Source organism: Chryseobacterium sp. PMSZPI, from assembly GCF_002835665.1.
GTDB lineage: Bacteria > Bacteroidota > Bacteroidia > Flavobacteriales > Weeksellaceae > Chryseobacterium.
Genome location: NZ_PIZV01000029.1, coordinates 38,782 through 59,430, shown reverse-complemented (window position 1 = coordinate 59,430; position 20,649 = coordinate 38,782). Strand labels below are relative to the sequence as shown.

16 protein-coding genes are annotated in these 20,649 nt (G+C 35.5%); 5 read left to right on the top strand and 11 right to left on the bottom strand.

The annotated features are described in order from the left end of the window. Nucleotides 1-4: 4 nt before the first annotated feature. The 4 genes from CW752_RS06385 to proS form a co-directional block, all read right to left on the bottom strand. Nucleotides 5-541 (bottom strand): nucleotide exchange factor GrpE, encoded by a 537-nt coding sequence (locus CW752_RS06385; RefSeq protein WP_101238924.1) that lies wholly within the window; start codon nucleotides 539-541, stop codon nucleotides 5-7. A gap of 216 nt (nucleotides 542-757) precedes the next feature. Then, nucleotides 758-2,092: an Nramp family divalent metal transporter gene (locus CW752_RS06380; protein ID WP_101238923.1), complete on the bottom strand. Its 1,335-nt coding sequence runs from the start codon at nucleotides 2,090-2,092 to the stop codon at nucleotides 758-760. Nucleotides 2,093-2,204: 112 nt separating this feature from the next. Further along, nucleotides 2,205-3,539, bottom strand: coding sequence for an OmpA family protein (locus tag CW752_RS06375; protein ID WP_101238922.1), 1,335 nt, complete (start codon nucleotides 3,537-3,539; stop codon nucleotides 2,205-2,207). A gap of 116 nt (nucleotides 3,540-3,655) precedes the next feature. After that, entirely contained in the window at nucleotides 3,656-5,131 is a 1,476-nt protein-coding gene (proS, locus tag CW752_RS06370; protein WP_101238921.1) for a proline--tRNA ligase, read from the bottom strand. A gap of 144 nt (nucleotides 5,132-5,275) precedes the next feature. Here proS and CW752_RS17060 point away from each other — a divergent pair, with 144 nt between their 5' ends. Beyond that, entirely contained in the window at nucleotides 5,276-6,364 is a 1,089-nt protein-coding gene (locus CW752_RS17060; RefSeq protein WP_101238920.1) for a prolyl-tRNA synthetase, read from the top strand. Nucleotides 6,365-6,393: 29 nt separating this feature from the next. Further along, nucleotides 6,394-7,803, top strand: coding sequence for an OmpP1/FadL family transporter (locus CW752_RS06360; protein ID WP_101238919.1), 1,410 nt, complete (start codon nucleotides 6,394-6,396; stop codon nucleotides 7,801-7,803). Between the two features lie 63 nt (nucleotides 7,804-7,866). On the opposite strand, the gene CW752_RS06355 is transcribed toward CW752_RS06360, so the two are convergent. Together CW752_RS06355 and CW752_RS06350 are read right to left on the bottom strand one after the other, a co-directional pair. After that, nucleotides 7,867-8,577, bottom strand: a complete 711-nt coding sequence (locus tag CW752_RS06355) for a ZIP family metal transporter (protein WP_101238918.1) — start codon at nucleotides 8,575-8,577, stop codon at nucleotides 7,867-7,869. Further along, a complete protein-coding gene (locus CW752_RS06350) occupies nucleotides 8,577-9,302 on the bottom strand; it encodes a class I SAM-dependent DNA methyltransferase (RefSeq protein WP_101238917.1) in 726 nt (241 codons plus the stop codon). The genes CW752_RS06355 and CW752_RS06350 overlap by 1 nt, the downstream gene beginning before the upstream one ends. Nucleotides 9,303-9,439: 137 nt before the next feature. Between CW752_RS06350 and CW752_RS06345 the strand changes: the two genes are divergently transcribed. Then, entirely contained in the window at nucleotides 9,440-10,606 is a 1,167-nt protein-coding gene (locus CW752_RS06345; protein WP_101238916.1) for a class I SAM-dependent RNA methyltransferase, read from the top strand. Nucleotides 10,607-10,720: 114 nt separating this feature from the next. Next, a complete protein-coding gene (locus CW752_RS06340; protein WP_101238915.1) occupies nucleotides 10,721-11,725 on the top strand; it encodes a glycosyltransferase in 1,005 nt (334 codons plus the stop codon). A gap of 278 nt (nucleotides 11,726-12,003) precedes the next feature. On the opposite strand, the gene CW752_RS06335 is transcribed toward CW752_RS06340, so the two are convergent. After that, nucleotides 12,004-13,230: an aminotransferase class I/II-fold pyridoxal phosphate-dependent enzyme gene (locus CW752_RS06335; protein ID WP_101238914.1), complete on the bottom strand. Its 1,227-nt coding sequence runs from the start codon at nucleotides 13,228-13,230 to the stop codon at nucleotides 12,004-12,006. Nucleotides 13,231-13,387: 157 nt separating this feature from the next. On the opposite strand from CW752_RS06335, the gene CW752_RS06330 reads away from it, so the two are divergent. Next, the gene (locus tag CW752_RS06330) at nucleotides 13,388-13,846 is read left to right on the top strand and encodes an Lrp/AsnC family transcriptional regulator (RefSeq protein ID WP_101238913.1); all 459 of its coding nucleotides are present in this window, start codon (nucleotides 13,388-13,390) and stop codon (nucleotides 13,844-13,846) included. Nucleotides 13,847-14,042: 196 nt separating this feature from the next. Here the strand turns inward: CW752_RS06330 and CW752_RS06325 are convergent, their stop codons facing one another. The 4 genes from CW752_RS06325 to CW752_RS06310 form a co-directional block, all read right to left on the bottom strand. Further along, entirely contained in the window at nucleotides 14,043-14,762 is a 720-nt protein-coding gene (locus CW752_RS06325; RefSeq protein ID WP_101238912.1) for a hypothetical protein, read from the bottom strand. 12 nt (nucleotides 14,763-14,774) lie between these two features. After that, nucleotides 14,775-15,803: a bestrophin family protein gene (locus CW752_RS06320; RefSeq protein WP_101238911.1), complete on the bottom strand. Its 1,029-nt coding sequence runs from the start codon at nucleotides 15,801-15,803 to the stop codon at nucleotides 14,775-14,777. 211 nt (nucleotides 15,804-16,014) lie between these two features. Then, nucleotides 16,015-18,087 carry a thiamine pyrophosphate-dependent enzyme gene (locus tag CW752_RS06315; protein WP_101238910.1) on the bottom strand — a complete coding sequence of 691 codons (2,073 nt, stop codon included), beginning with the start codon at nucleotides 18,085-18,087 and terminating at the stop codon, nucleotides 16,015-16,017. A 76-nt stretch (nucleotides 18,088-18,163) separates the two neighbouring features. Then, nucleotides 18,164-20,320 (bottom strand): S8 family peptidase, encoded by a 2,157-nt coding sequence (locus CW752_RS06310; protein WP_101238909.1) that lies wholly within the window; start codon nucleotides 20,318-20,320, stop codon nucleotides 18,164-18,166. Nucleotides 20,321-20,649: the final 329 nt, after the last annotated feature.

Genomic DNA, 20,649 nt, shown 5'->3' with positions numbered 1-20,649 from the left:
AATTTTAGTTTCCTGTTACTACTTTTGCAAAACGAATTACTTTATCACTTAAAGTGTATCCGGTTTCAATAACGTCTACGATTTTTCCTTTTAAATCTTCTGATGGTGCAGGGATTTGAGTAATTGCTTCGTGGAAGTCTACGTTGAAACTGTCACCAGCTTTTACTTCCATAGCTTTTAATCCTTTTTCAGTAAGTTTATTTTTGAATTTTTGGTAGATTAATTCTACTCCTTGTAAATCAGCAGGATTTCCGTTTTTAGCAATTTCTTTTAATGCTCTTTCGAAATCATCCAGAACTCCCAACATAGAAACCATCATATCTTGGTTAGCATATTGGAAAAATTCCATTTTTTCTTTAGATGTTCTTTTTTTATAGTTTTCGAATTCAGCATACAATCTGATGTAACGATCTTTTTCTTCTGCCAAAAGTTCTTCTGCAGAAGGAGTAGCTGTCACATTGTCTTCAGCTGCTGCCTGACTCTGCACGTTGTTTTCTTCCTGATTATTGATGCTTTCTTCGTTAATATCCTGGTTTTCCATAATTCAATATTTATTTACAGAATTGTTTGACAAAGAACCTGCCAAATAGAAAAATAAGACATTAAGGCAGAAAAATAATGAGCAGATTGACGAGTGGCGAATGATAAGTGATGATATGTCAATCCGCTATGCTTATGAATTTGTGTGTTGGAAATTCACTTTGCAAAACAAAAATCGACCATTGAGAATTCACTTTAACCATCGTCAATTTTAAAACTATTCTCCTGTAAACGTCTGATAGAGCAGATACAAGTTTAAAATAATAATAATCACAGTAATAATCCATACACAGATTTTCATAAATGGTTTATTGACAAACTCACCCATTTTAGCTTTGTCATTGGTAAACATTACTAATGGTACTACTGCAAAGCTCAACTGCATTGATAAAATAACCTGGCTTAAAACCAGTAATTCAGTAGTTCCTTTTTCTCCATAAAGAATTGCGACTATTAAAGCAGGAACAACAGCAATTAATCTTGTGATCAATCTTCGTAACCAGGGTTTTAATCTGATATTAAGAAAGCCTTCCATTACAATCTGCCCTGCAAGAGTTCCGGTAAGTGTTGAATTTTGTCCTGAAGCCAATAATGCAATAGCAAAGGCAATACTAGCCATTGAAGCACCTAAAATTGGGGTAAGCATTTTGTAGGCGTCATGGATGTCTGCTACATGCTCATTTCCGGTAGTATGAAAAGTTGCTGCGGATAGAATTAATATGGCTCCGTTGATAAAAAATGCGAGCATCAGGGATACTGTACTATCAAGTGTAGCAAATTTAATGGCCTCTTTTTTTCCTTCTCTGTCGCGGGTATAATCTCTGGTTTGAATGATACTGCTGTGAAGATATAAATTATGCGGCATAACGGTAGCTCCCAAAATTCCGATAGCAATATAGAGCATCGCCGGGTTTTGAATAATCTCTTTTTGAGGAACCAAACCTCCTAAAATTTCATTAAAAGCTGGCTTTGAAATGATAATTTCGTAAGCAAAACAAGCAAAGATGATGAAGATTAGTCCTCCTACAATACTTTCTATCCATCGAAATCCTTTGGCCTGAAGTAAAAGAATAATTAGCACATCTACAGTGGTAATCACAATACCCCAGGTTAACGGAATATGAAACAGTAGGTTTAAAGCAATTGCGGAACCTATAACTTCGGCAAGATCACAAGCCGCAATAGCAATTTCGCATAATATCCACAGAATAAAATTAGTTGTAGGGTTAAAATGATCTCTACAGGCCTGAGCCAGATCTCTTTCTGTAACAACACCTAATTTTACAGACAAATGCTGCAAAACCATTGCGAAAATATTGGAAATAAGAATGACGGAAAGCAGAGTATAACCAAATTGGGCTCCGCCGGCAATATCGGTTGCCCAGTTTCCGGGATCCATATATCCTACTGCAATCATTAATCCGGGTCCTGTAAAAGCAAGATATTTTCTCCAGAAAGAAGCTTTCTTGGGAACTTTTATGGATGCGTAAACTTCCGACAATGAATGATCGGTTTTATCTCTTCGCCAAGCGTTTTTTATATTGAAATTCATGAATGTTAGAAATGACTAACAAATTTAATTAAATAAATGTAAACAGAAAAGTCATAGCAAGAAAAATCCCGGAAAATCATTTCCGGGATTCTATTTTTATTGATTCTAAAGATTATTTTGAAAATCTTACAGACATTTTTCTGTCAGCAGCTCTTTCTGCATCAGAAGCTTTTGCATCTACTTTAGCAAATTTGCTACCGTAACCTTCTGCTCCAAGAACCTGAGCTCCAACTCCTGCTTTTGCTAAAGCAGCTTTGATAAAATCAGCTCTTGATTGTGATAATTTTACGTTAGAAGCTTCGTTTCCTGTTTTATCAGTATAACCACCGATTTTAACTTTAGCATCAGGGAAAGCTTTAAGAATCGCAACCAAATTATCTAACTGTCCTTGTGAACCTGCTTCCAATTCAGTAGAACTTCCCATTTTAAAATTAACATGGTCGAAATCATACCACTTATCTTTCAATGCTGCATCGTCTGCTGCATTTTTGTAACCGTCAGACTTAAGGAAGGCAATCATTTGATCTTCCATACCTCCTTTATAACCTTTCAACATCACCCCGTTAAGTTCAATGTTCTCATCAGTCTTCGCTGTTGTAGCTGCTGGAGCAGGGGCGGATGTGTCTGTTGAAGTATGAACGGCTGCTGTATCTGTAGATGATCCTGTTGAATCAGCTGTAGTTGTAGTAGTGGTTGTCTGTTTTTTCTCACATTGCTTCCATAGGAAATATCCGGCAGCAATTAATAATAAAAGCGGAAGCAACCATTTCCAGATTGAACCTCCGCCTTGATTATTATTGTTATTATTAAATTGTTCTCTTATTTCTCTTGCTCCTTCAGAAACATTTTCTTTAGCCGTAGCAACACCTTCAGAGATGTTATCTTTAGCTGTTGAAGCTACTGAAGAAACTGTTTCTTTAGCCTGGCCAAACCAATTCTCTGCTCCTAAACCGAAAGAAGCTAAAGAAAGACCTGCCGGCAATAAAGATGAAATAATGCCTTTTTGATCACTCAATAAACTAGAAATACCAGATGCTCCTAAGTTGTTGTCTGCTGCATATTTCCCAACAGTACCTACTGTAGCCCCAGTAACTAGGTTTAACAAAGAACCTGCAGAATTGTTGCTGATTCCTGAAAAGCTGGCAATGGAATTGACAAGTCCTCCAACTTTATCTCCAAAAAGAGAAGATAGTAAGTTTGTAATGATAGGATTACTAGATGATCCACCTAATAAATTTCCTAAAATTCCACTGGAAGAAGCTTTTGTAATAGCATCCAAAACGCCAGGGTTGTCTGCGTTATTGGCTAATCCACCTACCACTGCAGGTAATAAACCACCAATTGCTTTAGAAATACCGGATTCGCTTTCTCCAAACTGTGATGCAGCTTGTGAAACCAATGCGGGACCTAATTGTCCTTTAATTAAATCAATGACATTTAAAGACATAATAAATTTTTTTAGATTAATGTTGAGATAAATTTACACAAAAATCTGTCCAAATGTCACTTTTTTTTGAATATTTCTTTAAAAATTAACGAAGTTTCTAAAAATCATTAAAATTATTAATAAGCTTTTGCGAATAACACACGTCTTTTAGAGGGTTTTCCTGAAATTAACGAAATACCTTCTTCTATGTCATCATCTAAAGGAATACATCGGATTGTTGCTTTGGTTTCGTCTTTAATTTGTTCCTCCTCCTCAGCCGTACCATCCCAATGTGCATAGATGAAACCTCCTTTTTCTTCTAACACTTTCTTGAATTCCTCATAAGTGTCCACTTTGGTAATATTATCTTTTCTGAAGTTGAAGGCTTTATTATAAATATCCTGTTGAATTGTTTTCAATAATTCTTCAATATAAGAATCCAAACCTTCAATAGAACGAACTTCTTTAGTAAGGTTATCTCTTCTTGCGATTTCTACAGATTTATTTTCCAAATCTCTTGGTCCCATTGCAATTCTTACCGGAACACCTTTCAATTCGTATTCTGCAAATTTCCATCCCGGTTTGTTTTGAGTATCATTATCAAATTTTACGGAAATTCCTTTCGCTCTAAGCTTAGCCTGGATATCTAAAGCCACTTCACTAATCTGATCAAGTTGTTCTTCTCCCTTAAAGATAGGAACGATAACCACCTGAATCGGTGCTAATGTTGGAGGCAATACCAATCCGAAATCATCAGAGTGAGTCATGATTAAAGCTCCCATCAAACGGGTTGAAGTTCCCCATGATGTAGCCCATGCATGTTCTATTTTTCCTTCTTTATTGGTGAATTTCACATCAAATGCCTTTGCAAAATTCTGACCAAGGAAGTGAGAAGTACCTGCCTGAAGAGCTTTTCCATCTTGCATTAAAGCTTCAATACAATATGTTTCATCTGCTCCGGCAAACCTTTCTGATGGTGTTTTTAAACCTTGAACAACAGGAATTGCCATAAAGTTTTCTGCAAAATCTGCATATACTTTATTCATTTTTTCAGCCTCTTCAACAGCTTCTTCCCTTGTAGCATGCGCAGTGTGGCCTTCCTGCCACAGGAATTCTGCCGTTCTTAAGAAAAGACGGGTTCTCATCTCCCAACGTACAACATTTGCCCATTGGTTGATTAATATAGGTAAATCTCTATAAGATTGAATCCAGTTTTTGTAGGTATTCCAAATAATTGCTTCTGAAGTAGGACGAACGATTAATTCTTCTTCCAGTTTAGCGTCCGGATCTACAATCAGTTTTGAAGGATTATCAGGATCAGTTTTTAATCTGTAGTGAGTAACCACAGCACATTCTTTTGCAAAGCCTTCTGCATTTTTCTCTTCAGCCTCAAACAAGCTCTTGGGCACAAAAAGCGGGAAGTATGCGTTAACGTGACCTGTTTCTTTGAATTTTTTATCCATTTCATCACGCATTTTTTCCCAGATTGCATAGCCGTAAGGTTTGATCACCATACATCCACGCACTCCTGAATTTTCAGCTAAGTCAGCTTTTACAACCAGCTCATTATACCATTTGCTATAATCTTCGCTTCTTGAGGTTAATTTTGCCATTATCTTTTAAAATTTTTTTAACTTTTGCACATTATTGTAATCTAAAAATAAAAATCTATTTTTGATAGATTTTTTGATCAGTATTTTGGTACATTTTTGGTACAGATTGCAAATATAATTTAAATTAAAAATTTTTACGTTATCATGAAAAGAAATATACATAAAAATTTGCTTGGTCTGCTAAGATCTAAAGGGATTTTGGCAATATCAGGCGGATTATTGCTTATGTCTTGTGGTGCTCAGATGGGAGGGTATAGCGAGACAGACGGGGTATATTATGACCCTAATAAGGATACGCTACCGGAAGGAGTGATCATCAATGGTGGCGGAAACAGAGTAGGCGAATACTATGACTACTATCAGGATTCTAACATAATCCAAAATGCACAGACGAATTCTAGAGACCAACAAAACAGATATAATGAATGGGGAGGTACCGATCCGGGTTGGAGCAACAATGCCACCGATTCTGATTGGGGACTTTATGCAGGATTCCAAACCAATTATTATGACAACTCTTGGGGATATCCTTGGGGCTGGTACGGAGGTTATAGCCCATATTGGGGTTGGAACCGTGGCTGGGGCTGGGGTATGAGTATGTCCTGGGGTTGGGGCGGATCATTCGGTTGGGGCTGGGGAGGCTCTTACGGATGGGGAAGTCCATACTGGGGTGGATATTATGATCCATTCTGGGGCGGATACTATGGATACCCATATTGGGGCTATGGTGGAGGCTACTGGGGGCATGGTTATAGAACAGTTTACAGAAGAAGTGGAGCCGATGGTAGAGGATTCGTTGGAAGTCCGGGTATAGGAAATGCTGTTTACAGAACCAATACCGCTAATTCCGGATTCAGAAACGGTACGGGAGGATTTAGAGACTCTAGTAATGGAGGTTTCAGACAAGGTAATTCCGGCGGATTCAGAGATGGAAATTCTGGAGGCTTTAGACAAGGCAATTCCGGAGGTTTCAGACAAGGTAACTCAGGTGGTTTCAGAGACGGCAATTCCGGAGGCTTTAGACAAGGAAACTCTGGAGGGTTCCGTAATTCTGTTCCTCAATCAAGACCAGACTATAATTATCAGCCAAGAAATAACGGAGGCTTTAGATCTATGGATTCCGGCGGCTTCAGATCCGGCGGAGGTTTCAATTCCGGTGGCGGAGGTGGCTTTAGAGGCGGCTCAGGCGGCGGAGGCGGAATGAGATCCGGAGGTAGCGGTGGCTTCAGATAATTTAAAACTTAATAAACTATTAAAAAATAATGTTAAAAAAATCTTTAGTATTCATGAGTATTTCTGCTGCATTCTTTGCGCAGGCTCAGAACATTTCTGTAATAAGGAATTCTGTAGATGTTTACTCAAGTGCTCCCATGGTGGGGTCGGCTAAGTTTAACGGGATGGCTGGTTCGAATGGTGCATTAGGAGGTGATGCTAATTCTTTGCTTACCAACCCTGCAGGTTTAGGAGTAGCTATTTCGGGAGAGGTTTCAGGAACTTTATCGGTTGCGGGCAATAAGAACAGCAGTTCTTGGGCAGGAGCTACCGTTGATTATAATAAAACAAAAACCGATCTTGGAAATGTAGGAGGAATCATTGCTTTTCCATTGATGACGGAATCGGCATGGAAGTTTATTAATATTGGTATTAATTATTCTAATCAATCTCTTGATAATTATGTAGAGTCAGCAGGAAATAATAATATTGTTTATGCTTTTGACCTTAAAGATCCTACTAAAGATGCTTCATTAGCAGGACATGCTTACAACAGATATGGACATTTATCAAAGATGAGTTTCGGGGTAGGAGCCAATTATAATCATAATCTATATATCGGAGCAGGGTTAAACTTTTTAAGTGCTTCAATTGATCAGTATGATACGTTAGCTTTCCAATCTCTTCAGAACAAATCTGTAGAGTATTTCAGTAAACAAGATACTCCCTATTTTGAAAGGTCTACCGGTTTTTCAGCGTCATTAGGGGTAATTGGGAAGTTAAGTCCTAATTTCAGAGTAGGAGCATCTCTTGAAACCCCTACATTCTGGAATATCGACAGGGATTATAATTTTTATAATGATCCGAACTTAGGTGACGGAAGTGCATACGAAGGAAGAAAATTTACTTCACCACTTAAAGCAAGTGTGAGTGCGGCATTCGTAGCCAGCAAAAATTTCTCATTGAACGTAGATTATACATTGGGACTTACAAAACCTGATTATAAAGTATACGGAGCTGCAGAGAGACAATTAAATGATTTCTTCAAAGATAAATACAAAAATTTATCTGAAGTAAGAGTGGGAGCTGAGTATAGAGTACAACAACTTAGGCTAAGAGGTGGTTATTCTTATGTTTCCAGTCCTTTTGATGCTATTACAATTAATAGATATAATGATGCCGGAACTTTGGGAGATCAGTCTTATAATAATCTAATATTAAGTGATAGAAATTTGGTGTCATTTGGTATAGGATATGACTTTAAGTCATTCTATATTGATGCTTCTTACCAGAATATTACTTCTAAATATACTAACCCTTTCATGAGAGGGGTGCTTACCAATCAAACGGATTCAGCGTATTATTCTCAGGATAATATCATGAAAAGTGATGCTTATGCTGTTTCTGATGTGAAGAATAGCAGAAATAATTTCTTCCTTACCCTAGGATGGAAATTCTAATTTCAAAAATAAATAAGTATCTATAAAATAAAAGCTCAGGAATTAACCGGAGCTTTTATTTTTTTAATGATGATGGAAGAGATGCATTATTAATGCCAAAGATACTCCCAACACGACCAATCCGATTTTAATCCAATCGATATTGTGATTTTTATTACTTTCAAAAATAATGACTGATGAAATGTGAAGGAAAATTCCTCCTACGATTGCCAGAAAGTAGGGCTGAAGATTAGGATTGAAATAATTTCCCAATAGCATTCCCATCGGTGATGCTAAAGAAAAAAGAGCTACAATCAGAAAAGATGGATAAGAGACAGATGTTTTTGAATCTCCTTTTCCATTAAACAAAAATGCTCCCAGGATAAATGAAATAGGAATGTTGTGAAATACAATTCCTAAAAGATAGGGTGAAAGTACATGCTCTTCGTTAGCAAGGGGAATTCCTTCAATAAATGCATGGATAAACAATCCTACCATTAAAGCAACAGGAAGGATGTTGTGTTCGTTATGGTGATGAAAGTGCCCGTGTTCAAATCCTTTGGTTAGTGCCTCCAGAATCATTTGTAGAAGTACTCCGGCAATAACGAATATTCCAAGGTTTGTGCTTTCCGTTGAAGTATAAACCTGTGGAAAAACTTCATTTAGGCAGATTGTAATCAAAAAACCGGCACTTAAAATCAGTAGATTTTTGGCTAGTTTTTCTTTTTTACCAAAATATTTGCCCAGAAATACTCCTGCTAGTACACTTAAAATCAGTAAAAGTACTGTTGTCATTATTTTTTCTTAAACAAATTGATGCAACGTGGAGAGCTTTCTTTATTAAATTCATTTAACTGATAATCTCCCCATATTTTTATTCTTTCAAAACCGCATTCGGAAGCATATACGTTGATAGCTTCTAAGGTATGAAGTTTTACTTTTTCAAAGAAATGAAAAGATTTACCATCCGCTTCAAAGCGAATGTCTTTGATAATATGTCTTCCTTCAATTTTTTTCAAAATCTTAAAATCAATATCACCACGGGTAATTGTTGTTTCGGAAACTAAATTTTTTCGGACATATTCTTCATTCAAATAGTCAAGCACGAAATATCCTCCCGGTTTTAAAGCGTTGTAAACGGATTGGAAAACTTTTTTATCATCGTTTTCGTTATCGAAATATCCGAAACTTGTAAATAAATTGAAAACAGCATCCATCGGATCTGCATCAATTGGATTTCTCATATCATGAACTTCAAAAATCAATGTTTGATTTTCAAATTGTTTATCGGACTCAATACTTTGTCTTGAGAGGTCCAGCCCCAAAACATCGTAGCCTAATTTATTTAAAAAAACAGAGTGTCTTCCTTTACCACAGGCAAGATCTATGATTTTTGATTGAGGCGGAAGCTGAAGGTCCTCCGTTAATTTTGTGATGAAGTTTTCGGCTTCTGTATAGTCTCTGTTACTATAAAGAAGATGATAATAAGGGGTATCAAACCAAGATTCAAACCATTCCATAATGCAAAAATAACTAAATTTGTGCGGTTAAAAGCAAAGTATTTTACAAGATTAAAAGATTGAAAAATTCAATCGATCGATCGGTTGGATAGCTAATCTTTTAATTTTTAAAACTTTAAAACTTTTAATTTTAATTTATGGATACAGAAAACTTACAAATACAGATAAAAACATTCTTCGGATTGGAGCAGATTCTTGCAGAAGAGATTAAAAAATTAGGTGGAAGAAAAGTTGAAATTAAAAACAGGGCGGTAAATTGTGAAGGCGACCTTGGTTTTCTTTATAAAATCAATTATTCTGCCAGAACTGCCTTAAAGGTACTTGTGCCGATTCATCAGTTTAAAGCTTTTAATCAGCATCAGTTTTATGACAGATTGTTCAAATTTGAGTGGGATGAGTTTATGGATGTGGACCAGTCTTTTTCTATTGATGCTACTGTAAACTCGGAAACTTTTAAACATTCACAGTTTGTTACCTTGAAAATGAAAGATGCCATCGTGGATTATTTTCAAGAAAAATATAAGAGACGTCCTAATGTGGAGACCAGAAATCCGGAAATAAAGTTCCACCTTCATATTGACAGGGAGTTGGTAATGATTTCTTTGGATTCTTCAGGAGATCCCTTGTTTAAAAGAGGTTATAGAAGAGAACAGGGACAGGCTCCGATTAATGAAGTACTTGCGAGTGGAATGCTCCAGCTTGCAGGCTGGGATGGAAAAGGAAATTTTCTGGATCCTATGTGTGGATCGGGAACATTATTGATTGAAGCTGCTATGATTGCGATGGATCTTCCGGCTCAGATTTTCAGGAGAGGATTTGCTTTCCAAAATTGGAAAAATTACGATGCTGATTTATTTGCAAAAATCAAAGAATTTAGAATCAATAGGGTAAGACAGTTTGATGGGAAAATTGTAGGGTATGACATCGATGCAAGAATGTTGAATGCTGCCAAAATCAATGTGGACGCAGCAGAAATGGAGGATGTAATCGAAATTAAAAAACAAAATTTCTTTGATTCTAAAAAAGAACTTTTCCCATTGTTGATGGTATTTAACCCACCATATGATGAGAGAATTTCAATTAATGATGATGATTTCTATAAAAAAATAGGAGATACTTTTAAAACGAATTATCCGAATACGCTTGCATGGTTAATTTCATCTGACCTTGAAGCTGTGAAGAAAATCGGATTACGCCCTTCAAGAAAAATCAAGCTTTTTAATGGGAAACTGGAAACAAGGTTCTTACAGTATGAGATGTATGAAGGAACGAAAAAGATCCATAAATTAGAAGATAAATCTTAAACAGAATATGTCCTGAAATATTTATTTAATCATTTAAAAGTTAATTTCTCAGAAGAAGCTGTTAAACTGTTTGCGGTTTCTTCTTTGAATAAGTAATTTTGAAAAATTTTCAATTTGAAGCCTAGTATTTCCATTGTTGTTGCTATTTATAACCGAAAGGATGAACTTTTCGAGTTACTTAATTCTTTAACCCAACAAACTGATAAAGTATTTGAAATCATTATTGTAGATGATGGCTCTATAATCGATTTGAAACCTACCATAAAGAATTTTGAAGAGATTCTGGATATTAAATATTTCAGAAAGGATAATTCCGGACCGGGCCTTACAAGAAATTTTGGTGCTGCAAGAGCAGCAAACGAATGGCTGGTATTTGTAGATAGTGATGTTATTGTAGAGAAAGACTATATTGAAAATATTAAAAACGATATTCTGACAATTCCATGCGATGCATTTGGAGGAGCAGACAAAGCGCATAAAGGTTTTAATCTGATGCAGAAAGCTATTTCGTACTCCATGACTTCAGTTTTTACGACTGGAGGTATCAGAGGAAGTAAGAAAGCGGTTTCTAAGTTTCAACCCAGAAGTTTTAATATGGGAGTGAAAAAATCAGTATTTGAGAAAGTCGGTGGGTTTTCTGAAATGCGGATAGGAGAGGATCCGGATTTATCAATGACACTTTGGGAAAATGGTTTTACAACAGCCTTTTTTGATAATATCGCAGTGTACCATAAGCGGAGGGTCGATTTTGGGAAATTTTCCAAACAGGTATATCAATTTGGGTGTGCCAGACCTATCCTTAATCAGCGACATCCTAATTATGTAAAGATTTCCTTTGCATTTCCTACTTTGTTTATGCTGGGATATATTATGGGATTCTTTGAATACTTTTTTTTAGGAAGAGGATTTATTCTTGCATTTTATGGATTGTATACCTTTCTGGTTCTTTTTCATGCCTTATTTCTTACCAAGAATATAAGTATTGCCGGAATGGCTGTTATATCTACTTATATTCAAATGTTCTCTTATGGTTATGGTTTTCTAAAATCATGGATTTTATTGAATGTTTTGAAGATGAAACCTGAAGAGGCATTTCCACACCATTATTATAAAAAATAAATAACCGAATTCGGGATAAGAATTTTCTATTTTAATCAAGCTGGAAGCTTGAAGAAGGAAGTTAAATTTATGGTAACCATCTATAGATAATGGGACTGAAAATAACTTCCAGTCTCCCTCTTCCAGCTTCCAATAATCTTAATTTCCTTACCCCGAACCCAAGTTAAATAAGTACTTATTGCAATCAATTTAGCAGCTATTACATTCCTGCATGCAAGGCTGCAGGGGATTGAATAAAAAGGTCGCCTCAAAGAAGCGACCTTAATGTACAATAAAATTTAAGATATAGAAACGTTTTCATGGTTAAGAATGCCTACTTTCTGCATACATTCCTTCATTTTGTCATAAGTTCTTTTTATGTCATGATCTAAGCCGATAGAAAATCTGATTAATCCGTCAGAGATTCCTATGGAAATACGCTCTTCTTCAGGGATTTCGGAGGAAGTAGACTTTCCTGAACATGAGAATAAAGTTTTGTAAAATCCTAAGCTCACTGCAAGATAACCCAGGTTCTCTTCCTGCATTAGCTCCATCAGTTCATTGGCCTTTTCTGTAGTTCCTGCGTCTAAGGTCAATAATCCTCCATATCCGTATTCTTCATGAATCATACTTTTCATTAATTCATGATTTTTATGAGATGGCAGGCCGGGATAGGATACCTTTAGTCCGTCTTGTTCAAATCTTTTGGCAAGATACATGGCATTGTGGCTATGTTGTTTTATTCTGATATGAAGGGTTCTCAGGTTTTTTAAAATACTTGAAGATCTCAAACTGTCCATAGTAGGACCAAGAAGCATACAAGCCCCGGAGTTTACATTTTTGGTATCATCAATAAATGTTTGTGTACTGCAATATACGCCACCTACTGTGTCACTGCTTCCATTGATGAATTTGGTTAAACTATGAATGACAACATCAGCTCCAAATAAGGTTGGTGAAATAGAAAGAGGAGAAAAGGTATTGTCAACAATTAGTTTTAAATTATGTTTTTTACAAATCTCAGAAAGTTTTCTAAGGTCTGCGACTTCAAGAAGCGGATTACTTACACTTTCGCAATAAATAACTTTTGTATCAGGAGTTATAGCGTTTTCTATAACATCAAAATTATTGATATCAATAAAAGTAGTGGCTACATTAAACTGTGGCATAAAATTTTTAAGAAAAGCATACGTTCCTCCATAAATAGTTCTGCTTGAAATAATATGGTCTCCACTTTTGCAAACCTGCATTAAAACAGAAGTAATAGCTCCCATTCCTGATGCTGTAACATTAGCTGATTCTGTATTTTCCATCTTAGCCAATGCCTGTGCCAGATAAAGATTCATCGGAGATGAATGTCTGGAATATAAATAACATCCTTCAGCGTTACCTTCAAAAGTATCAAACATAGTTTTTGCCGAAAGGAAAGTATAGGTAGAGCTGTCAGAAATAGACGGATTCACACCTCCAAACTCGCCAAAATATTGGAGATCCTGGATTTCGTTAGCTGCATTAAATTTTTCCATAAACGTTGTTTTTATTTTACAAGCCTAATTTGCATTATTTTCTTAATTATAACAACATAAATTTGAATATATGGAATATAAAACTATGAAATGTTGATTATTTAGAAAATATATTTAGTATCTTCGGAAATATTAAACATTCACCAAAAAATTATCTATGGAGCTTGATGAAATTGATAAAAAACTGCTTTTGTTTTTGCAAAAAGATTGTAAACAAACCACCAAAGAATTGTCCGGCAAACTAGGACTGTCTGTTACTGCTGTGTATGAGCGTATAAAAAAGTTGGAAAATACCGGGATTATTTCAAATTATGTTGCTTTGTTGAATCGAAATAAAATACGCAGAAATTTTATTGTTTTATGTCATATTAAATTGACTCAACACAAAAAAGAAATTGTATTGCAATTTGAAAAGGAGATTATGAATCTTGAAGAAGTTACGGAATGTTTCCACATAAGCGGAGATTATGATTATATCCTCAAAATTGGTGTGAAAGATATTGAAGATTACCGTAGTTTTATGCTGACGAAACTTACGACGCTTCAACATATCGCAAGCACACACAGCTCATTTATGATCTCTGAAGTGAAAAATACAACAGCAATCATTTTGTGAAATAAAGAGGGAAAAATAGCTTGTTTGATCCATACCTTTTTCACATTATTTCTTTCAGATCTGTAAAAATGATATATTATCCCTTGAAAGCAATAAAAAACCTGCCGGATCTAATCTTAAATTCATTCTCACGTAGTGTTTTTCTTACAAATATTGGTTCTGATAATTTTGTGGTGGAGTGGTAGTCAGAAGGATTTTAGTTATAATACTCCAGAAACTGCCAGGATTTATTTTCGTACTGATAAATCATCGATTTTGAATACTTGGCATCAGGTTTTGTATCATTAAACTGTAACTGTACCAGATAGCAGTTCTCTTTGTCTTTCATTTCCCATGGAAGTATGGCAATCCCTAATATATTAAAATCAGAATGCTTATCCACTGTGAGTTCTTTTTTTAGTTTTAGTTTCGTGTTGTAATAGAAGTTTCTTGTACTCCCATTTTCAAGGATTTCTTTGCCGGTTTCTGTGTTCCACTTTATACTTTTTTTAAAGGCTGAAGTATCATATATAAAGTTTGAATTGGCTGCCGGAATAATAATTTTGTCTTTGTTCATTTCGACAAAATCCAGATAATTCTCTTTATTCCAAAGCTGTTCAAAAATTTCAGGGTAGTCTGTTTTTTCAAACCTTTTACACTCATGATTGGGCACATTACCGCATACAGCTTTCTGGCTTGTCTTTATAAGAATATTCAGGATGATATTTTTATCTTTTGCGGTAAAGTTTTTAAAATCCTCATGATGGTAAAGATCCTTTAATAAGCCTGAAAAATTAGTTTTTTTGATTAAGGCCTGCTTTCTTTCGTAATACTGTTTACCTTCCTGATAAAGCTGATCACAAGTTGTAATCTGAGCCTTTATATTGAAAAAATAAAGACCTATTAAACAGGTGAAAATCATTTTAAATTTTTGCATAATCAAAAAATATTATACCAACACCCCGTTTTTAGAAGCTATCGGATCCGGAAGATCGGTCTCTCCACCCATTTGAAGTAAATCAATCTCAATGGTTCTGCATATGGAAAGCATCGGTACATCAAACATTAATCCTGCAAAAGGGTTTTCAGAATAATCTCCTACCAGTTCCATAATAATATAGATCCAACCAATAATAATACAGAAAGGAATAGAAGTCCAGATTCCCCAGTCACCTAATTTAGCAAACTCATTTACTAGTCCCAGAGGGAGAAGGGTAATGAATAATATATTAAAAACAAATGCTGTACTGGCGAACTGTCTTGGTGAAGGGAATTTTTTGATTCTTTCTGCTTGTCCCTGGAAACCATAAAATTCATTCAGGCAGTTCTGTAGCTGTGTCTGATTAAAGTCTGTGATAGCCCCCATATTTTTTAGCTCGTTAATATCTTTGGCCTGTTGTGAAATCAGATAAGTAGCAAAGTTTTTGTAATGGTTTTTAAGATCATATTCATCCTCTGAAAGATACTTATGTAGGAAAATAGGAGCTCTTCCGTAATCAGGAAATCCGGCTTTAATCAATCTGTTTCGTCTTAAATTAATATTACCGAACTTATTTTCTGCGCTAATGTGCTCCCATTCTGTAGGTATCAGAAGTTGTTCACGGAAAGTATATAACCATGCAATATGACGATTGACGATTCTTTTTTTTCGATCTTCCAGATCAAAAACCCCGATTTCTTCATTTTGAGTGTCGAAGGCATATACCATAGATGCAAAGGAACGGCTGGAGTTTACAATTCCACCCCATATTTTTCTTGCTTCCCAAAGTCTGTCATAAGCCTGGTTGTTCTTAAAACCAACAAGGAAGGCTTCAGCGGTACCAATCAACGCAACAGGAACCCAGGGAATCGTCATCCATTGCCAATTGAAAAAATAAAATAGAACGGCTATAAGTGTACACCATATTGAAATGAGAATAAGATGGGCGCCGGATAAATTGAGAACCTGCCTGTAATTGACGTATTTGGTTGTGATCATAAAAATGAATGTGTTTTTGGTTTGTCGACAAAATAGATACCAAACTATTACGAAAGATACCAGGTAATAGAGTTGGAGGGTTCAACGTTTAAGGTTTCTTTATTTGCAATGGTCTAAGGTTGAGTTTTATACTGTGAAATAAAAGTAATAAAAATTACATGAAAAAACCTCTAAAAATTTTAGAGGTTTTGTTTTTATAGCAACGATCAATTTAATATTGTAGCATTTCTTCGATCTTTTTAGAGAGCTTTTCTGCATTTGGAAGCATTTCTTTTTCAAGAACGAGATTGATAGGAACTGCAGGGACATCTAAAGAACCTATAGTTTCCACTGGTGCATCAAGGTATTTGAAACAATTTTTCGAAATACGGTGAGCGAATGCCTCTGCAAAAGAGTTATTAAGTTGTTCTTCAGTTAAAACAATACATTTTCCGTGTGCTTTTACTCTTTCAAATACAAGTTCCTCGTCTAATGGTAGAAGGGTTCTTAAATCAATAACCTCAATTCTTCCATTGAAATTCTTAGAAGCTTCTTTTGCCCAATAGACTCCCATTCCATAAGTGACAACCAGTAAGGTTCTTCCTTTGTCGGTCTCATTTTTGTCTGCTTCAATCACTACTTTGCCTTTTCCGAATGGTAGGATATAATCTTCAGCCGGTTCTATGGTTTTGGCATCTTCAGTCCCCGGAACCTTACTCCAATATAAACCTTTGTGCTCTAACATGATTACCGGGTTAGGGTCATAATAAGCGGCTTTTAATAATCCCTTGAAATCGGCTGCATTACTAGGGTATGCTATTTTGATTCCTTTAATATTAGCTAATATACTTTCTACACTTCCGCTGTGGTATGGCCCACCACCTCCATAAGCTCCGATAGGAACTCGGATAATATTGCTTACAGGGAATTTTCCTTGACTTAAATAATTCGATTTTGATATCTCGGTAATAAGTTGATTGATTCCTGGATAAATATAGTCTGCAAACTGAACCTCAACAATAGGTTTTAATCCTACAGCACTCATACCTGCAGTTGATCCAATAATATAAGCTTCCTGAATAGCCGTGTTAAAAACTCTTTTGGTTCCGAATTTTTTTCCTAAAGTTACCGTTTCACGGAAAACTCCACCGATTCTTTCGCCTACATCTTGTCCGTAAAGTAGAGCTTCAGGATGTTTCCACATCAGCTCTTGTATAGCATGGATGGCGGCATCTACCATGACGATTTTTTCTCCGTTTACCGGTTCTCGGGTTCCTGCTTCTTCTGTAATTGGAGTAGGTGCGAAAACGTGTTGCATTACGGTTTCGGGTTTCGGGTCTTCTGCATTTTTGGCTTTTTCAAAGGCTTCTTCTGCTTCAAGACGGGCTTTTTTAGTGATTTGCTTTAATAAATCTTCATCTACACCTGATTCCAGGAGTTGCTTTCTAAGGATTTCTCCCGGGTCTTTTGCTCTATGTTTAGTTAAATCTTCTTCATCTCTATAGAATTCTCTTCTAACTCCTGAGGTATGGTGTCCAATCAGTACTGTTTTAGCACAGACTACTAAAGGCTTTCTTTCTGTTCTTACAAAATCTACTGCCTTTTTCATGGCTTCGAAACTTTCCACGAAATCAGTTCCATCCACTCGCATTCTGCTTAAACCGGTAAATCCTGCTACAAAATCGTAGGCATCACAGGTTCTTGCTTCCTCTTTTGTTACAGAAATTCCCCACTCATTATCCTGAACTAAAAATATAATAGGAAGTTGATGCAGGGCCGCAAATTGTAATGCTTCACTTACTTCCCCTTCTGTTACCGAATTGTCTCCAAGACTACAAACGACTACCGGATTGTTTTCAAAATTTTGCAGGTTAAACTCCTGAATATATTGTATCCCTTGAGCAACCCCGGTGGTAGGAATGGTTTGCATCCCTGTAGCAGAACTTTGATGAATAATTTTAGGTTTATTCTCATCTCTGCTTGATGGGTGAGAATAATAGGATCTACCTCCTGAAAAAGGATCTTCAGCTTTGGCTAATAACTGGAGCATCAATTGGTAGGGTTCGAAGCCAATACCTAAAAGAATACTTTCATCTCTATAATAAGGAGAAACCCAGTCTTCTTTTTTTAATTGGTATGCGGTTGCCAACTGAATAGCTTCATGGCCTCTTGATGTACTGTGAACGTATTTGCAGATATTTCTGTTTTCTTCATAAATGTCAGCCATTGCTTTGGCGAGCATCATATGATTGTACGCTTTAAGCAAGATATCCTGAGAAACTTTTTCGTGAAGTGTATTTTCCATAGAAAGCAAATATACATTAAAAAAACAAAATACTAACAAGTGTTAGTATTTTGTAAAAATTCGATGTATTTAATACTTATTCTTTAATTACTTTTTTAGAAATAACATCTTTATCTGTTTTTACTTCAATGATGTAAATTCCTTTTGTATAAGAGGATAAATCAATAGCTTTCTGTTCGTTATTAATGATCCCACTCTGTAGCTTTTTACCGGTAAGGTCATATACATTGTATGCTGATTTATTAGGCGCTTTTAAAATATTGGTGATATCCTTTGTAACGGTAGGAGCTATTGCAAGATTGTTTAATGCTGAAGTTTCACTGGTTCCCAGTACTGTTGTTGTGTATCCGGTCACAAGGATAGAGTAATTTTGAGGAGTTGGTGCTCCTGTATCATTTACCAAAATACCTTTATTGGTAATTTCAATCCTATAATTTTTGCCCGCTGTTGGAGTATCAATCACAACTTGTTCAACATTATCTACGGTGTTGTCGTTTTTAGTAGCTGGTGTCATTGGGCTATTGGCGTCTAATTTCCATGGCTTGTACACTGTATTGTTTTCGGTGTCTATGATTCTCAGATCTAAATCGTTGATTAATCTGGGGGTTCTAATGTTGTATAGAGATGACCATGAAGCAGTGCTAGCATCATCGAAGTTGGTGTATGCTGGATCAATCCATGAAATTGTTACTTTCAAAGGTTCACTTCCCGAAGCTCTTACGACTTTTGTATTAGGAGTACCACTGATTAATGTTTCATCATTGAAAATAACAGAATTGTTAGATTTTCCCACAAGAAGTTCTGCTCCTTTTTTGGCATTAATAAGCCCCCATCCGAAATGTGGATCTGGTCCTATATTACCGGCTTCAAGGGCAGAATGTATCATTAACGTTTTCGCTGATGCAGCATTGAGCTCAGCTCCATTGAACAGTTGTTTGTTGATTTGCATCCAAAGTCCTATTATGCCAGTGACAATTGGAGCAGAATATGAGGTTCCACTTCCATAATCGTAATCTTCTTGATTTGTACCGCTTACACTTGCTGAAACGACATTAGTTCCAGTGGCAGTAATATCTGGTTTTATACCTCCATCATCTCTTGGGCCGGCACTACTGTAATCAGAGTGGATAACATCTGATGAAGCGGTATATCTTTGATTATTAGTGGTGATAACATCATTTGCCCCTACTATAATTAGATTTTTGGCCAAAGATCCGTCTCCTATACAATCATACCCTTGAGCACAATTTCTTGGAGGGACAGTGTCGGTAGCGGTGAACTTCGTATAAGATGCGTATTTTGTATAATATTTAAAAGGATAATTTCCAGGTTCGGCGCCATAAGAATTACCTGCAGATTTAACTATGATGAATGAAGGATTGCTATAAACAATTTTATCATAATTTCTATCTTCACTATAATAGGTTCCTTCTAGTGTTCTACCAGTACTTGGACTATCTCCTCTCCAAACATATATTGGTAATAATAAATTAGGTAGAGAAGGGATTACAGGGTAGGCGGGATTAATAAACCAACCATGAGGAATACCATATGAATGATTTGAAATTTTAGGTTGTGCAATTAATATTTTTTGATATACAGAACTTTGCGAAGTGCTTCCGGGAAGCGTTGAATCTAAAAATGAATAAGAGTCCATTGTCGAGTTTTTCGCCACTCCAGCAAGGTTGAGGTCTGTAAAACTTACAGCTGTTCCGTTTCCATCGGTAAAAGTTTTTGTTAAGTTATAAGGTTTAGCACCAATAAAACTGGCAACTGCGGTAGAATGAGGATGGTATTTAATACTGTCCGAATTTTCTTTATTAATGATTCTATTAGGTAAATTATTAAAAAGTTGATGTGTTTCCAAGACCCTTCCTCCATCAAAAATGGTATATTTAATTCCTTCACCGTTAAAAGATTGTGATAGACCATTAATTTGCCCATTTTGAATATTATCGGCATTAGAGTTTTTTGATTGCCTAAAGTCATCAGTAGTATAAAAAGTTGGTGCTCCTCCAGGCATAAAGCCGGCAAAACTGCTTTTTTGCTTTTTAAGCATTTTTATAACTTCAGGGTTTTCATTATTGCGTTTGAGCTTTTCTAAATATGCATCAAATTTTTGAATTTTTTCAATTCTTTGTTGTTCAAACTCTCTCATGAGAATTTCATTGCTTTTCTGAGCACTTATCAATGAAATCATTAAAGTACTGATCGAAATAAAGATTTTATTCATAATGTTTAGTTATTTTTTATCGGATGTGAGTCTTTGTTTCAAATATATCAATAATATTAATTTGTTTTGGTTTTTGTGAATATATTTATCATTTTTATTAATTTGCTTAATTATTATATAATTTTTAATTTAAAAAATTACGTATTTTATAATTTTAATTAATTTTATTTAGCTCAAGTTGGTATTAGTAGGTAAGGAAAGAAGCAAATATTTTCCAATTTTGATGAGTTTCAATTTGGGAAAAAGAACTAATGATTTGAAAGATAGGGAGATATTTAAAAAATAATACTCATATCTATCAATATCTTTTTTTAAATTTATTATATAGA

Bases quoted from the DNA above. Each gene is read 5' to 3' on its own strand.
- CW752_RS06385 (WP_101238924.1), bottom strand. From the start codon at position 541: ATGGAAAACCAGGATATTAACGAAGAAAGCATCAATAATCAGGAAGAA.
- CW752_RS06380 (WP_101238923.1), bottom strand. From the start codon at position 2,092: ATGAATTTCAATATAAAAAACGCTTGGCGAAGAGATAAAACCGATCAT.
- CW752_RS06375 (WP_101238922.1), bottom strand. From the start codon at position 3,539: ATGTCTTTAAATGTCATTGATTTAATTAAAGGACAATTAGGTCCCGCA.
- proS (WP_101238921.1), bottom strand. From the start codon at position 5,131: ATGGCAAAATTAACCTCAAGAAGCGAAGATTATAGCAAATGGTATAAT.
- CW752_RS17060 (WP_101238920.1), top strand. From the start codon at position 5,276: ATGAAAAGAAATATACATAAAAATTTGCTTGGTCTGCTAAGATCTAAA.
- CW752_RS06360 (WP_101238919.1), top strand. From the start codon at position 6,394: ATGTTAAAAAAATCTTTAGTATTCATGAGTATTTCTGCTGCATTCTTT.
- CW752_RS06355 (WP_101238918.1), bottom strand. From the start codon at position 8,577: ATGACAACAGTACTTTTACTGATTTTAAGTGTACTAGCAGGAGTATTT.
- CW752_RS06350 (WP_101238917.1), bottom strand. From the start codon at position 9,302: ATGGAATGGTTTGAATCTTGGTTTGATACCCCTTATTATCATCTTCTT.
- CW752_RS06345 (WP_101238916.1), top strand. From the start codon at position 9,440: ATGGATACAGAAAACTTACAAATACAGATAAAAACATTCTTCGGATTG.
- CW752_RS06335 (WP_101238914.1), bottom strand. From the start codon at position 13,230: ATGGAAAAATTTAATGCAGCTAACGAAATCCAGGATCTCCAATATTTT.
- CW752_RS06330 (WP_101238913.1), top strand. From the start codon at position 13,388: ATGGAGCTTGATGAAATTGATAAAAAACTGCTTTTGTTTTTGCAAAAA.
- CW752_RS06325 (WP_101238912.1), bottom strand. From the start codon at position 14,762: ATGCAAAAATTTAAAATGATTTTCACCTGTTTAATAGGTCTTTATTTT.
- CW752_RS06320 (WP_101238911.1), bottom strand. From the start codon at position 15,803: ATGATCACAACCAAATACGTCAATTACAGGCAGGTTCTCAATTTATCC.
- CW752_RS06315 (WP_101238910.1), bottom strand. From the start codon at position 18,087: ATGGAAAATACACTTCACGAAAAAGTTTCTCAGGATATCTTGCTTAAA.
- CW752_RS06310 (WP_101238909.1), bottom strand. From the start codon at position 20,320: ATGAATAAAATCTTTATTTCGATCAGTACTTTAATGATTTCATTGATA.